This is a genomic window from Massilia glaciei, from assembly GCF_003011895.2.
Taxonomy (GTDB): domain Bacteria; phylum Pseudomonadota; class Gammaproteobacteria; order Burkholderiales; family Burkholderiaceae_D; genus Telluria_A; species Telluria_A glaciei.
Genome location: NZ_PXWF02000274.1, coordinates 18,679 through 33,415, shown reverse-complemented (window position 1 = coordinate 33,415; position 14,737 = coordinate 18,679). Strand labels below are relative to the sequence as shown.

The 14,737-nt window shown below is 65.3% G+C and carries 14 protein-coding genes; 11 read left to right on the top strand and 3 right to left on the bottom strand.

Annotated elements, in window-relative coordinates:
- Positions 1-4 precede the first annotated feature (4 nt).
- The 11 genes from C7C56_RS20330 (at position 5) to C7C56_RS20280 (ending at position 12,436) form a co-directional block, all read left to right on the top strand.
- Complete coding sequence (locus C7C56_RS20330) at positions 5-949, top strand: branched-chain amino acid ABC transporter permease (RefSeq protein WP_106759189.1); 945 nt, start codon at positions 5-7, stop codon at positions 947-949.
- Positions 950-975: 26 nt separating this feature from the next.
- The gene (locus C7C56_RS20325) at positions 976-2,292 is read left to right on the top strand and encodes a branched-chain amino acid ABC transporter permease (protein WP_106759188.1); all 1,317 of its coding nucleotides are present in this window, start codon (positions 976-978) and stop codon (positions 2,290-2,292) included.
- Entirely contained in the window at positions 2,289-3,053 is a 765-nt protein-coding gene (locus C7C56_RS20320) for an ABC transporter ATP-binding protein (protein WP_106759187.1), read from the top strand. Before C7C56_RS20325 ends, C7C56_RS20320 begins: the two co-directional genes overlap by 4 nt.
- Positions 3,050-3,754 (top strand): ABC transporter ATP-binding protein, encoded by a 705-nt coding sequence (locus C7C56_RS20315; protein WP_106759186.1) that lies wholly within the window; start codon positions 3,050-3,052, stop codon positions 3,752-3,754. The genes C7C56_RS20320 and C7C56_RS20315 overlap by 4 nt, the downstream gene beginning before the upstream one ends.
- A gap of 96 nt (positions 3,755-3,850) precedes the next feature.
- Positions 3,851-5,938 (top strand): 3-hydroxyacyl-CoA dehydrogenase NAD-binding domain-containing protein, encoded by a 2,088-nt coding sequence (locus tag C7C56_RS20310; protein ID WP_106759185.1) that lies wholly within the window; start codon positions 3,851-3,853, stop codon positions 5,936-5,938.
- A 190-nt stretch (positions 5,939-6,128) separates the two neighbouring features.
- On the top strand, positions 6,129-7,307 hold the full coding sequence (locus C7C56_RS20305) for an acetyl-CoA C-acyltransferase (protein ID WP_106759184.1): 1,179 nt from the start codon (positions 6,129-6,131) through the stop codon (positions 7,305-7,307).
- A 241-nt stretch (positions 7,308-7,548) separates the two neighbouring features.
- Positions 7,549-9,402 carry an acyl-CoA dehydrogenase gene (locus C7C56_RS20300; protein WP_106759183.1) on the top strand — a complete coding sequence of 618 codons (1,854 nt, stop codon included), beginning with the start codon at positions 7,549-7,551 and terminating at the stop codon, positions 9,400-9,402.
- A gap of 14 nt (positions 9,403-9,416) precedes the next feature.
- Positions 9,417-9,719 (top strand): Dabb family protein, encoded by a 303-nt coding sequence (locus C7C56_RS20295; protein ID WP_106759182.1) that lies wholly within the window; start codon positions 9,417-9,419, stop codon positions 9,717-9,719.
- Positions 9,720-9,747: 28 nt separating this feature from the next.
- Positions 9,748-10,530 (top strand): SDR family oxidoreductase, encoded by a 783-nt coding sequence (locus C7C56_RS20290; protein WP_106759181.1) that lies wholly within the window; start codon positions 9,748-9,750, stop codon positions 10,528-10,530.
- A 2-nt stretch (positions 10,531-10,532) separates the two neighbouring features.
- Positions 10,533-11,531, top strand: coding sequence for an NADP-dependent oxidoreductase (locus C7C56_RS20285; RefSeq protein ID WP_106759180.1), 999 nt, complete (start codon positions 10,533-10,535; stop codon positions 11,529-11,531).
- Positions 11,531-12,436, top strand: coding sequence for an SDR family oxidoreductase (locus C7C56_RS20280; protein ID WP_106759179.1), 906 nt, complete (start codon positions 11,531-11,533; stop codon positions 12,434-12,436). Before C7C56_RS20285 ends, C7C56_RS20280 begins: the two co-directional genes overlap by 1 nt.
- 65 nt (positions 12,437-12,501) lie before the next feature.
- Here the strand turns inward: C7C56_RS20280 and C7C56_RS20275 are convergent, their stop codons facing one another.
- Genes C7C56_RS20275 through ygfZ form a run of 3 tightly spaced genes read right to left on the bottom strand, consistent with a single transcriptional unit; the run spans position 12,502 to position 14,641 of the window.
- Complete coding sequence (locus C7C56_RS20275) at positions 12,502-13,239, bottom strand: NRDE family protein (protein WP_106759178.1); 738 nt, start codon at positions 13,237-13,239, stop codon at positions 12,502-12,504.
- Positions 13,230-13,538, bottom strand: a complete 309-nt coding sequence (locus C7C56_RS20270) for a DUF4936 family protein (RefSeq protein WP_106759177.1) — start codon at positions 13,536-13,538, stop codon at positions 13,230-13,232. The genes C7C56_RS20275 and C7C56_RS20270 overlap by 10 nt, the downstream gene beginning before the upstream one ends.
- 29 nt (positions 13,539-13,567) lie before the next feature.
- Positions 13,568-14,641, bottom strand: a complete 1,074-nt coding sequence (gene ygfZ / locus C7C56_RS20265; protein WP_106759176.1) for a CAF17-like 4Fe-4S cluster assembly/insertion protein YgfZ — start codon at positions 14,639-14,641, stop codon at positions 13,568-13,570.
- Positions 14,642-14,737: the final 96 nt, after the last annotated feature.

Genomic DNA, 14,737 nt, shown 5'->3' with positions numbered 1-14,737 from the left:
ACTCATGGAATTTACGCTGTTCACTCTGTTGAATGGCGTCAGCTACGGACTGCTGCTGTTTATGCTGTCGTCCGGGCTGACGCTCATCTTTAGCATGATGGGCGTGCTCAATTTTGCGCACGCGAGCTTCTATATGCTGGGTGCCTATGTGGCCTATTCGATCAGTTCGCTGCTCGGATTTTGGCCGGCATTGGTGCTCGCCCCCATCGTGGTGGGACTGGCCGGCGCGCTCGTCGAACGCTACGGCCTGCGTCCGCTGCACAAGTACGGCCACATTCCCGAGCTGCTGTTCACGTTCGGCCTGTCCTTCCTGATCGTCGAGGTGGTGCACCTGGTGTGGGGGCGCGCCGCCGTGTCGTACCCGATGCCGGCCGCGCTCGACGGCCCGCTGTTCACCCTGTACACGACCAGTTTCCCGGCCTTCCGCGGCTTCATGATGCTGGTCGCGCTGCTGATGCTGGGCGCGATCTATCTTTTGCTCAAGCGCACCCGGATCGGTCTCGTGATCCAGGCCGCGCTGACCCATCCGGCCGCGGCCGAGGCGCTCGGTCACAACGTGCCGCGCATCTTCATGTGGGTGTTCGGCGGCGGTTGCGCGCTGGCCGGACTGGCCGGCGTGATCGGCGGCAAGGCGCTGGTGACAGACCCGAGCATGGCCGCCACGCTCGGCAGCATCATCTTCGTGGTGGTTGTGGTCGGCGGCATGGGCTCGCTCGCTGGCGCGTTCGTCGCCTCGATCCTGATCGGCGTGCTGCAAACCTTCGCCGTGGCGCTCGACTATTCGATGCTCAGCGTGCTCAACTGGGTCGGCCTCGAGGTCGCCGAGGGCGCCCCCGGCTACAGCCTGCTCAGCCTGACCATCGCGCAAAGTTCGGCCATCCTGCCGTACTTGTTGCTGGTGCTTATATTGATCTTCCGCCCCCGGGGCTTGTTGGGAACGCGGGAATGAGCGGAAAGACTATGAGCGGAAAGACTATGAGCGGCACGACCATGGGCGTCACCACCACCTCCAAAACTTTCACCCCGATGACTTTCGCCCCGCTGAACCTGTCGCGCTACCTGCTATGGAGCGGCTTCGCGCTGCTGCTGATCGTCGCGCCGCTGGTGTTCTCGAAGGGCGCCTTGCTGTGGACCCTGTCCCAGATCGGCATCGCCATGATCCTCGGGCTGTCGTACAACATGCTGCTGGGGCAGGGCGGCATGCTCTCGTTCGGGCACGCGGTGTATTCGGGCCTGGGCGCGTTTTGCGCGATCCACATGATGAACCACGCCGGCGTCCACGTGCCGACGACCCTGATTCCGCTCGTCGGCGGGGTGGCCGGCATGTTCTTCGGCGTCCTGTTCGGCTACGTGACGACGCGCAAGTCGGGCACCACGTTCGCGATGATCACGCTCGGCCTGGTCGAGCTCGTGTTCGCCGGTTCGCTGATGTTTCCCGAGTTTTTCGGCGGCGAGGGCGGCCTGACGACCAACCGGGTGCGCGGCGAGGTCCTGTTCGGACTGAGCTACGGCCCGCAGATCCAGGTCTACTACCTGATCGCGCTGTGGCTGTTTTTGAGCACGATCGCGATGTTCGCCTTCACCCAGACCCCGCTCGGGCGCATGCTCAACGCGGTGCGCGACAACCCGGAACGGGTCGAGTTCGTCGGCTACGACACCCAGTGGGTGCGCTACCTGACGCTGATCCTGGCGGCCTTTTTCGCCGGCATCTCGGGCGGCCTGTCGGCGATCAACTTCGAGATCGTCAGCGCCGAGAACGTCAGCGCGATCCGCTCGGGCGGCGTGTTACTGTTCGTGTTCATCGGCGGCATCGGTTTCTTCTTCGGGCCCCTGCTTGGCGCCATCGTCGGCATCTTCTTTTCGGTCATGCTGTCCGAGCACACCGAGGCCTGGCAGTTGTATCTCGGCCTGTTCTTCATCCTGCTGGTGCGTTTCGCGCCGGCCGGGCTGGCCAGCCTGATCATGATGCTCGTGCGGGTGGCCGCCTTCGGCAAGATCGGCCGCATCTGGCGATCGCTGCTGGCGCTCTCGCTCTTTTGCCTGCTCGGCGCCGTCGGCTTCGTGGTCGGGGTCGAAATGATGTACAAGCTCACGCTCGCCTCGGCCGATGGCAGCGTCATGTCGGTGTTCGGCCAAAGCCTCGACGCCGCCAGCGCCGGGCCGTGGCTGCTCGTCGCCGGCTTGATCGGGGCCGCCATCGTCGGCTACCGCAAGCTGCAACCGGGCTACGCCGAACTGTGGGGCGACGTCAACGGCGAGATCCTCGCGCATCAACTGACGGGGGCCGCATGAGCGACAACGCACTCGAACTGAAGGACGTGCGCAAGTCCTTCGGCAGCTCCGAAATCATCCGCGGCGCCAACCTGTCCGTGGCCAAGGGCGAGCGCTGCGCCGTGATCGGCCCCAACGGCGCCGGCAAGTCGACCCTGTTCAACCTCGTGTCGGGGCGCTTCGGCGTCAGCGCCGGCGCCATCCGCCTCAACGGGCGCGACATCACCGGCCTCAAACCGTTTGAGATCAACCGCCTAGGCCTGGCGCGCAGCTTCCAGATCAGCAATTTGTTCGACAAATTGTCGGTCTACGAAAACCTGCGCTGCGCCGTGCTCTGGTCGCTTGGCTACAAGTATTCGTTCTGGCAGCGCCTCAACGGCCTGCGCGACGTCCATGAGCGGGCCGAGATGGTGCTCGAACAGATCGGGCTGCGGCGCCAGCGCAACGTGCCCGCGGCCGTGCTCACCTACGCCGAACAGCGCGCGCTCGAGATCGGCATCACGATCGCCGGCGGCGCCGACGTGATCCTGCTCGACGAGCCGACCGCGGGCATGAGCCGCTCGGAGTCCGACGCGGCGGTCGAACTGATCCACAAGGTCACCGTCGGCAAGACGCTGGTCATGGTCGAGCACGACATGAGCGTCGTTTTCGGCCTGGCCGACAAGATCGCCGTGCTGGTCTACGGCGAGGTGATCGCCTGCGACACGCCGGCCAACATCCGCGCCAACGCCGAGGTGCAGGCGGCCTATCTGGGCCACGACAACGACGAGCTAGCCGCATGAGCCCCATTCTCCACATCAGCAATCTGCACGCGTATTACGGCAAGAGCCACATCCTGCACGGGGTCGACCTGCACATCGACAAGGGCGAGATCGTCAGCCTGCTCGGGCGCAACGGGGCCGGCCGCTCGACGCTGGTCAAGGCGGCCATGGGCCAAGTCCAGGCGACCGGCTCGGTGCTGTTCCAGGGCGGCGAGCTGATCGGCCTGAAGGCGTTCCAAATCGCGCACAAGGGCCTCGGCTACGTGCCCGAGAACCGCGACATCTTCCCCACGCTCACGGTCGAGCAAAACCTGCTGCTCGGGCAAAAAAAACGCGACACCGCCGGGCGCTGGTCTCTCGCCGACATGTACGCGCTGTTTCCGCGGCTGCAGGAGCGGCGCACGGTCGCGGCCGGCTTTTTGTCGGGCGGCGAGCAGCAGATGCTGACCCTGTGCCGCAGCCTCATGGGCGACCCGGACCTGATCATGATCGACGAGCCGACCGAGGGCCTCGCGCCCAAGATCGTCGCGCTGGTCGCGCAATACCTGCTCGCGCTGCGCGAGAAGGGCGTGTCGGTCTTGCTCGTCGAACAAAAGCTCGCGATCGCCCTCGAAATCTCCCAGCGCGTGTATGTGATGGGGCACGGCATGATCAAGTTCGAGGGCACGCCGGCCCAGTTGCGCGCCGACGCCGCCGTGCGCAAGGAATGGCTCGAAGTGTGACCCCGGCAACGCCCACAAAAAAATAATACGACCGTACTATTATTTGGCGATATCGGGTATAGTCGTGTTTTGCTGGTTCAAAACAAAGGAAAAGACATGAGCGCCGAATACACCGTCAATGGCAGCGTTGCCGTCATCACGTTGAACAATCCACCGGTCAACGGCCTGGGCCTGGCCACGCGCAGCGCGGCCGTCGACGGCATCCGCAAGGCATTGGCCGACGAGGCCGTCAAGGCGATCGTGATCACCGGCGCCGGCAAGGCGTTCTCGGGCGGCGCCGACATCAAGGAATTCAATTCGCCCAAGGCGCTGGCGGAGCCGACCCTGGGCACCCTGATCAGTGTGGTGGAAAATTCCACCAAGCCGGTCGTGGCCGCGATCCACGCGGTCGCCATGGGCGGCGGGCTCGAGCTCGCGCTCGGCTGCAACTACCGCGTCGCGATGCCGGGTGCGCAGATCGCCCTGCCCGAGGTCAAACTCGGTCTGTTGCCGGGCGCCGGCGGCACGCAGCGCCTGCCGCGCGTGCTCGGTCTCGAGATGGCGCTCAACATGGTGGTCTCGGGCACCCCGATCGCGTCCGAGAAGCTGGCCAAGACCGCGATCTTCGACGAGGTGTTCGGCCCCGAGGCCGACCTGCTGGGCAGCGCGATCGCGTTCGCCAATAAGGTCGCGCACCTGCGGCCGCTGCCGAAGGTGCGCGAGCGCAAGGTCGACTACCCGAACCACGAAGCGTTCCTGCAATTTTCGCGCAACACCGTCAAGGCGATGTCGGGCCCGTTCCCGGCACTGATCGAGTGCGTCGAAACCGTGGCCGCGTCGGTGACAAAAAAGTTCGAGGACGGCCTAAAATTCGAGCGCGAGCGTTTCATCCACCTCATGCACACGCCGGAATCGAAGGCCCTGCGCCACGCGTTCTTCGCCGAGCGCGTCGCCAGCAAGGTGCCCGACGTGCCGTCCGACACCCCGGTGCGCAGCATCAAGAAGGCGGCCGTGGTCGGCGCCGGCACCATGGGCGGCGGCATCGCGATGAACTTCGTCAACGCCGGCATCCCCGTCGTTTTGCTTGAAACCAAGCAGGAGGCGCTCGACAAGGGCATCGCCACGATCCGCAAGAACTACGAAAACACCATGAAGAAGGGCAAGCTCACGCCCGAGAAATTCCAGCAGCGCGTCGACATGATCAGCGGCACGCTCTCGTACGCCGAGATCGCCGACGCCGACATCGTCGTCGAAGCCGTGTTCGAGGACATGGGCGTCAAACAGGCCGTGTTCACGCAGCTCGACGCCGTCATGAAGCCGGGTGCGATTTTGGCGTCGAACACCTCCACGCTCGATTTGGACCGCATCGCAAGCTTCACCAAGCGCCCGCAGGACGTGGTAGGCACGCACTTTTTCAGCCCGGCCAATGTGATGAAGCTGCTCGAGATCGTGCGCGGCGCCCAGACCAGCAAGGAGGTGCTCGCCACCACGCTCGCGTTGTCGAAGAAACTGCGCAAGACCGGGGTTGTGTCGGGCGTGTGCGACGGCTTCATCGGCAACCGCATGATCGAGCAGTACAGCCGCCAGGCCGGCTTTTTGCTGGAGGAGGGCTGCACCCCGGAGCAGGTCGACAAGGCGGCCGAAAAATTCGGCTTCGCGATGGGCCCGTTCCGCATGGGAGACCTGGCCGGCAACGACATCGGCTGGTACATCCGCAAGCGCCGCTATGTCGAGTCGCCCGAGATAACCTACTCGAAGACCGCCGACCTGCTGTGCGAAATGGGCCGCTACGGCCAGAAGACCGGTGCCGGCTGGTATGACTACAAGGTGGGCGACCGCAAGGCCTACGCGTCGGGCGAGGTCGACGCGATGATCGTGGCCCACTCGGCCGAGATCGGCGTCGCGCGGCGCAAGGTGACGGGCCAGGAGATCGTCGAGCGGCTCGTGTATTCGCTGGTCAACGAGGGCGCGCGCATCCTCGACGAGGGCATCGCGCTGCGCGCCTCCGACATCGACATGGTGTACCTGACCGGCTACGGCTTCCCGCTGCACCGCGGCGGCCCGATGTTCTACGCGGACCAGGTCGGCCTGTCGAACGTGCTCATGGCGATGCAGGGCTACGCCCGCGGCCGCCATGGCGACGCCTGGGCGCCGGCGCCGTCGATGGTGCGGCTGGCGGCCGAGGGCAAGGGCTTCAACGGCTGATCCCGCGCATGGCGGGACCGCGAAAAATGCCGCTGTCGCCAGCGGCATTTTTTTCGGGCGCGGCGGAAAAACCCGCGCGTCCGAGGTGTTTTTCAACGCAAATAAATTTGCGAACGGTCGTACTAAAATGTGCTATTCTCGTAGATTAACCGCGCGGCAACGCGCACCAAACCACTTCTAGGAGACACAAATGATAGACGCCGTCATCGTATCGACCGCCCGCACCGGCCTGGCCAAATCGTGGAAGGGCGCGTTCAACATGACGCACGGCGCCACGCTTGGCGGCCACGCGCTGCAGGCGGCGATCGCGCGCGCCGGCATCGAGTCGGGCGAGGTCGAGGACCTGATGATCGGCTGCGCCAACCCCGAGGGCGCGACCGGCGCCAACATCGCGCGCCAGATCGCGCTGCGCGGCGGCTGCCCGGTGTCGACCGGCGGCATGACGATCAACCGCTTCTGCTCGTCGGGGCTGCAGGCGATCGCGACGGCGGCGCAGCGCATCATCGCCGGCGAGGGCGACATCTACGCCGCCGGCGGGGTCGAGTCGATCTCGTGCGTGCAGCAGGAGATGAACACCCACATGCTGGCCGATCCGTGGCTGCTGGAGCACAAGCCGGAGATTTACTGGCCGATGCTGCAGACGGCCGAGACCGTGGCCAAGCGCTACAACATCGGGCGCGAGCGCCAGGACGAATACGGCGTGCAGAGCCAGCAGCGCGCGGCGAACGCCCAGGCGGCGGGCAAGTTCGACGCCGAGATCGTTCCGATGACGACCACCATGGGCGTGGCCGACAAGGCGACGGGGATGCTGGTGACGCGCGAAGTGACGATCTCGGCCGACGAAGGGATCCGCGCCGACACGACGCTCGAGGCGGTCTCGAAGATCCGATCGGCGGTGCCGGGCGGGGTCATCAGCGCCGGCAACGCGAGCCAGTTCTCGGACGGCGCCTCGGTCGCCGTGCTGATGAGTTCGCGCGTGGCGCAGATCAAGGGCCTGGCGCCGCTGGGCATCTTCCGCGGCTTCGCGGTGGCCGGTTGCGAGCCCGACGAGATGGGCATCGGCCCCGTGTTCGCGATTCCGAAACTGCTTGCGAAAGCGGGCTTGTCGATCGCCGACATCGGCTTGTGGGAACTGAACGAAGCGTTCGCGGTGCAGGTGCTGTACTGCGCGGACCGGTTGGGGATCCCGATGGAGCGGCTCAACGTCAACGGCGGCGCGATCGCGGTCGGCCATCCGTATGGCGTGACGGGCGCGCGCCTGGTGGGCCACGCCCTGATCGAAGGCAAGCGGCGCGGCGTGAAATACGTGGTCGTAACGATGTGCATCGGCGGCGGCCAGGGCGCGGCCGGCCTGTTCGAAGTCGCCTGACCGCAACCATTCCCCATTCGAATCGCATTTCGTAACCGGGGTCTGACCCCGGTTAAGGAAGATTTCTCAACCGGGGTCAGACCCCGGTTAGTAAATTCGGGCTCGCGCCATAGGGGCGCCTCGCATAAATTCACCACCGGGGTCTGACCCCACTTATGAAATATTTCATAAGTGGGGTCAGACCCCGGTTAAAAAATGCCGTTCTCTTCCGGTTAAAAACAGTTGGTTTTTTGAGGCTATCATGCAATCGAAAATTCTTTCGCGCCGCGATCTGGAATTCCTTCTCTACGAGTGGCTCGACGCCGTGGCGCTCACCAAGCGGCCGCGCTTCGAGGACCACAGCAGGGAGACCTTCGACGCCGCGCTTGATACCGCCGAGCAGATCGCGAGCGACTTGTTTGCGCCGCATAATAAGAAGAGCGACAACAACGAGCCACATTTCGATGGCCAATCCGTCACCATCATTCCAGAGGTGAAGACCGCGCTCGACGCGTTCTCCGCCGCCGGTTTGATGGCCGCCGGCCAAGACTATGAACTCGATGGCATGCAGCTTCCCTGCGTCGTCGAGAAGGCCGTGTCGGCGTACTTTACGGCTGCGAATATTTCGACGTCGTCGTACTTGTTTTTGACGATCGGAAACGCCAACACCTTGCTCAAGTGCGCCACCGTGCGCCAGGTCGAGCAGTTCGTGCGGCCTTTGTTTGCTGGGAAGTTTTTCGGGACGATGTGCCTGTCCGAACCACACGCGGGCTCGAGCCTGTCCGATATCACCACCCGCGCGCTGCCCGACCCCGTCGACGGCCCCGAGGGTGAACGCCAGTACCGCCTCAGCGGCAACAAGATGTGGATCTCGGCCGGCGAACATGATTTGGCCGGCAATATCGTCCATCTCGTGCTGGCCAAGATTCCCGGCCCGGACGGGCGATTGATTCCGGGCGTGAAGGGTATTTCGCTGTTCATCGTTCCGAAGTCTATTGTCAACGATGACGGCTCGCTCGGCGAACGCAACGATGTCGTGCTCGCCGGACTGAACCACAAGATGGGCAACCGCGGCACCACCAATTGCCTGCTCAATTTTGGCGAGGGCAAGTTCAAGCCGGCGGGCAAGGCGGGCGCCGTCGGCTATCTCGTGGGGCAGCCGCACCAAGGCCTTATGAACATGTTCCACATGATGAACGAGGCGCGCATCGGCGTCGGCATGTGCGGCGCCGTGCTCGGCGTCACCGGCTATCTGCACGCGCTCGATTACGCGCGCACCCGTCCGCAGGGCCGCCATCCGGCGCAGAAGGATCCCTCCATGCCGCAGTTGCCGATCATGGCCCACACCGATGTGCGGCGCATGTTGCTGGCGCAGAAGTCCTATGTCGAGGGCGCGATGGCACTCGTGTTCTATTGCGCCCGCCTGGTCGACGAGCAAGCCACCGCGCCATCCCCGGAGGCGCGCGCCCACGCCGGCCGCCTGCTCGACTTTCTGACCCCGATCGCCAAGTCGTGGCCGGCGCAGTGGTGTGTCGAAGCCAACAGCCTCGCGATCCAGGTCCACGGTGGATACGGCTATACCCGTGAATACAATGTCGAACAGTTTTACCGCGACAACCGCCTCAACGCGATCCACGAAGGCACGCACGGCATCCACGGGCTCGACTTGCTCGGCCGTAAGGCGTCGATGCAGGGTGGGGCGCTGTTGCACGCGCTCGGCGCCGAGTTGGGCGCAACCATCGCCAAGGCGCGCGCGGCCGGCGTTTCCGCCGAGCTGCAAGTGCATGCGGCCCAGCTCGAAGCCGTTTGGGCCCGCATCGTCGAGGTCACCGCGCTGTTGTACGGCGCCGGCGACCTGAACAAGACGCTGGCCAACGCCAGCGTTTATCTGGAGGCCACCGGCCACGCCGTGGTCGCCTGGATGTGGCTCGAACAGGCGCTGCTGGCCGCCAACAAGGTGGACTCGGCGGTGCAATCGGAGCGGGACTTTTACAATGGCAAGCTGCAAGCCTGCCGCTTTTTCTTCAACTGGGAATTGCCGAAGGTCGGGCCCCAGCTCGACTTGTTGGCAAGCATCGACACCACCACGCTCGATATGCAGGACGCCTGGTTTTAACAGGAGCAAAAAACATGATCAAACACATCGTTATGTGGCAGTTGAAGGATTTCGCCGAGGGCGCCGACCGCGCCACGAACGCCGCGCTGATGAGGGAGAAGCTCCTGTCCTGCGCCAACATCGTGCCCGGCATCCTCAGCTTCGAGGTCGCGCTGGCCCAGCCAGGGCTCGAGGCGACCTACGACGTCGTTTTGTATTCGGAATTTTCGAGCAAGCAGGCGCTCGAAGCCTATGCCGACCATCCGCTGCACCAAGCCATCAAACCGTTCATCGGCGCCGTGCGCGACGCGCGCCAATGCATGGATTACGCCGTCTGACCCGCCGGCCCCAACACTAAGGAAAATTATGCGTACCACACAAGAATTGTTCTCTCTGGCCGGCAAGACGGCGCTCGTCACCGGCGGCTCGCGCGGCCTCGGCCTGCAGATGGCGCAGGCGCTCGGCGAGCAGGGCGCCAAGGTCGTCATTTCGTCGCGCAAGCAATCCGATCTCGACGAGGCCGTCGCCCACTTGAAGCAATGCGGCATCGAGGCCTCGGCCATCGCGGCCGACCTGTCCAAGGACGCCCACATCGGCCCGATGGTCGACGAGGCGCTCAAGCGCCTGGGCCACATCGACATCTTGATCAACAACGCGGGCGCCAGCTGGGGCGCGCCGGCCGAGGACTACCCGGTCGAGGCCTGGGACAAGGTCATGAACCTCAACATCCGCAGCATCTTCCTGGTCACCCAGGCGGTCGGCAAGCTGTCGATGATCCCGCGCAAGTACGGCCGCGTGATCAACATCTCGTCGATCGCCGGCCTGTCGGGCAATCCGGCCAACACCATCCAGACCGTGGCCTACAACACCTCGAAGGCGGCCGTGATCAATTTCACGCGCACCCTCGCCGGCGAATGGGGCCGCTATGGCATCACCATCAATTCGATCGCGCCGGGCTTTTTCCCGTCCAAGATGACCAAGGGCGTGTTCGAGGCGCTCGGCGAGGACGCGCTCGCCAAGGACGCGCCGCTGGGGCGCATCGGCGACAACGAAGACCTCAAGGGCGTCACGGTGCTGTTCGCCTCCGATGCGGGCAAGCACATCACGGGGCAAACCCTCGCGGTCGACGGCGGCGTCTCGGCGGTCTGACGATGGCGCCGCCCTTTCAACGCATCGTGCTGGCCTCGCGCCCGCGTGGCGAGGTCAAGGCGGAAAATTTCCGCCTCGAATCGGCCATCCTGCCCGAATTGCAGGATGGCGAGGTGTGCGTGCGCAATCAGTTCCTCTCGCTCGACCCGTATATGCGCGGGCGCATGAGCGCGGCAAAAAGCTATGCGGCCTCGCAGGAGTTGGACCAGACCATGATCGGCGGCACCGCCGGGCGGGTGACCGCGTCGCGCCACCCCGACTTCGCCGAGGGCGACGCGGTGGTCGGTTTGCTCGGCTGGGCCGAGGCCGGCGTGGCGCGCGGCGATGCGCTGCGCAAGGTCGACACCGGCACCATCGCCTTGTCGGCGTATCTGGGCGTGGCCGGCATGCCGGGCATGGCCGCCTGGTACGGCTTGAACCACATCATGCATGCGCGCGAGGGCGAAACAGTGGTGGTCTCGGCCGCCAGCGGCGCCGTCGGCAGCGTGCTCGGGCAACTGGCCAAGCTGCGCGGCTGCCGCGCGGTCGGCATCGCGGGCGGCCCCGAAAAATGCGCCCACGTCGTCGTCGAACTCGGCTTTGATGCCTGCGTCGACTACAAGGCGGGCAATTTGCTGGCCGACCTGTCGGCGGCCACGCCCGACGGCGTCGACGCGCTGTTCGAGAACGCGGGCGGCGCAGTGTTCGACGCCGCGTTGTCGCGCATGAACGGCTTCGGCCGCATCGCCGTGTGCGGCTTGATCTCCGGATACAGCGGGGCGCCGGCGCCGATCCACAACATCGGCGCCTTGCTCATCAAGCGGATCAGCCTGCGCGGTTTCATCGTCACCGAGCATCTGGAGTGCTGGCCGCAGGGGCTGGCGGAACTGGCCGCCCTGGTGGCGGCCGGACAACTCCGCTACCGCGAAACGGTCGCACCCGGCCTGGCGTCGGCGCCGGACGCGTTCATCGGCCTGCTCAAGGGCCAAAACTTTGGAAAACAACTGGTAAGGTTAATGTGATGAAGAATTTTCAAGACAAGGTTGCGGTCATTACCGGTGGCGCGAGCGGGCTGGGACGTGAATTCGCCAACAGCGCGGCCAAGCTCGGCATGAAACTGGTGCTCGCCGATGTCCAGCAGGACGCGCTCGACAAAGCCAAGCAGGAGCTCGAGGCGCAGGGCGCCGTCGTGCTGGCGCGCATCTGCGACGTGCGCAAGGGCGAGCAGGTCCAGGCCCTGGCCGACGCGACGATGGCCGAATTCGGCGCCGTGCATTTGCTGTTCAATAACGCCGGTGTCGGTTCGGGCGGATTGATCTGGGAAAACAGCGAGGCCGACTGGGAGTGGGTGATGGGCGTCAACGTATGGGGCGTGATCCACGGCGTGCGCATCTTCACCCGATTGATGCTCGAGTGCGCCAAGCGGGACCCGGCGTACGAAGGCCATATCGTCAACACCGCCTCGATGGCGGGTCTGCTCAACGCGCCGACGATGGGCGTGTACAACGTCTCCAAGCACGCCGTGGTGGCCCTTTCCGAAACGCTGTACCACGACCTGCAACTGGTCGACGCGCCGATCGGCGCCTCGGTGCTGTGCCCTTATTTTGTTCCCACCGGTATCAGCCAGTCGCACCGCAACCGCCCCGACGACGTCAAGGTGGCCGAGGCGGCCACGGCAAGCCAAAAGGCGGCGCAGGCGATGACGTCGAAGGCGGTGGAATCGGGCAAGGTGTCGGCGTCCGACGTCGCGCAAAAGACGTTCGACGCGATCCGCGACGGCCAGTTCTATATCTATTCGCATCCCGGCGCGCTGGGCAACGTCGCCAACCGCATGGAGGACATCGTGAACCAGCGCAATCCGGCCGATCCATACAAGGACAGCCCGCACATCCGCGACAAGCTGCGCGCCAAGATGCAGGCGGATTAAGTACTTACAGGAAGCAAACGAAGGGCCGGCCCGCGCGGGACCGGCCCTTTTCTTTTTCTATCGCACTATTGGACGAGGCGCTCGTTGAGTTCGGCCGGCGCGTCGTTGTAGAGCCGCACCACGGTCGAGGTGCGGGTGCCGTAGCCGGCCGTTTCGATGCACACGGCCGACAACACGCGCTCGAGGTCGATCGCGATGCCGGTGTCGGGCAGGCGCAGGTCGGGCGCGCGGGTGGTGTCGGCCAGCATTTCGAAGTAGGCGTCCTCGGGCGCGCCCTGGCACAGCAGACTAGCGAACTCGGCCTTGGTGCGCACGACCTTGGGCCAGGGCGCGTCGAGCAGGCCGTTGGAGATGCCGTAGATGCCGGGCGCGAGCTGCATGCCGTTGCGCGCATCCTCGCCGCCGCGGTTGGAGTACCAGTACAGGCTGGCGCGGTCGCCGACCACGAGGTTGAAGCCGTTGTAGGCGGCGCTGCCCTCGGCGATGTGGTCGATGTATTGCGCCGCGCTCAGTGTGCCGGCCAAGAAGTCGGCCACCAGTGCGCCGCGCGAGGGGGCGTCGGCGCGCCGTTCGTGCGGGCCGCGGATGTTGGTCACGGCGGCGAAGCGCGGGCCGTTCGCGCCGTCCTGCGTGATGCCCATCCAGCTGCCGCCGCCTTGCAGGTCGCGCCCGGCGTAGACATTCGGATGCTCGGCCCAGGCCGATGCGGCGCTGGCCGGGCGGTCGTAGAACTCGTCGCGGTTGGCGGCGGCGACCAGGGGAGCCCCGGGCACGACCTGCCATGCAAATACGATCAGGCACATGGTGTTATATCCGTAATATCCGTAATATCCGTAAAAACTTCGATGTGGCGATGTCCGTCGGTCAGTTCCGATAGTGCGGCATCTTGCACGGCGGCGGCGAGCGCGGCATCAAAGCCGGCGGCGGTCGCGGGATAAATCTCCATCCAGGTTTGCCGGCTGTCCTTGGCGCCGGGACGGCGCTTGAGCTGGCCGGCGACACCGTGGTCGGCGGCAAGCCGGTCCTGCATGGCGCGCACGCGCGGGGCGAGCGCGTCGGCGTCGGCCGCGCGCACCTGATAATAAATATACAAATCGAACATGGCTTGTACGGAGTGATGTGTGGATCGCGCTACAACTCTAGGGCGTCCAGCGCGTAGGGCATCGGCATGATCCGCAGCGCCGCACCGGTGGCCGAGCCGAGGTGCAGGTCGCCTTGTTCCATCGCGGCCAGTTTGATCTCGACGAGCACATCGGTGCCGCCGGCGCCATTGGGCGCGGCGTTGACCACCATGCCGCTCGGCTGGCCCGGGTCGGACGCGGCGAACACCTCGTCGCCCGCGTGGGCGGGCGCGCCATCGATGCCGGCCAGCACGGCCCGACGCTTGAGCTTGCCAAGGTACTGGCTGCGCGCGACGATCTCCTGGCCGGGGTAGCAGCCTTTCTTGAAGTTGACCGCGCCGAGCAACTCGAAGTTGATCATTTGGGGCACGAACTGTTCCTGCGTCTTTGCGGTGATGGTCGGCACCCCGGCGTGGATCGACGACAACTGCCAGGCGTCGTTGCCGCCGACGGCGAGCCGCGACGACAGCGCCGGCCACGCCGCCCGCGCCGTTTCGGCGCTGGTGAGCCATTGGTAGCGCGGCGCGCCGAGCGCGTCGGCGAGGCGGATCACGGTGCCGGCGGGGCCCTCGACCTTGCCGTAGGGCATAGGGGGCAGGGTGCCGGCGAGTTGCTCGAGGACGGCGCCGCCCTTGGCGCCGCCGATGCCGATCACGGCGGCGTTGGCGGGCGCGTCGGTGGCGTCGGCCAGCTTGGCCTTGGCGCGCATGACGAACATCGCGAGCCGCTTTTGCAGCGGCGCCTGGATTGCGCGCGGCAACTGCAGGAAGATCGTCCCGCTGTCGCGCCACATGAGAAAACTTGCCTGCAAACGCCCCTTGGGGGTGCAGTAGCCGGCCAGCCGCGCCTGGTCGGGCGGCAGGTGCTCGACGTCGTTGGTCAGTTGCCCGTGCAGGAACCGGGCGGCGTCTTCGCCGCTGACGGCGATCAGTCCCATGTCGGTGATCGGGGCGACGAAACCATCGGCGAGCGAGGCGACTCCAACTGCCTGACCGAAATCGCAAAGCGCCAAAGGCTGGCCTTCGACGGCGCCGGCCGCGGCACGCCCGCCCATGGCGAGGAGATAATCGTTCCAGTTTTTCATAAATTCCGAATTTTTCCCGCCATAAGCTTTATCATTACGGGCTCATTATAGGGTTGTCGAGAAAAACGCGCCGAGCCGCCCCCAAAACCACGAACA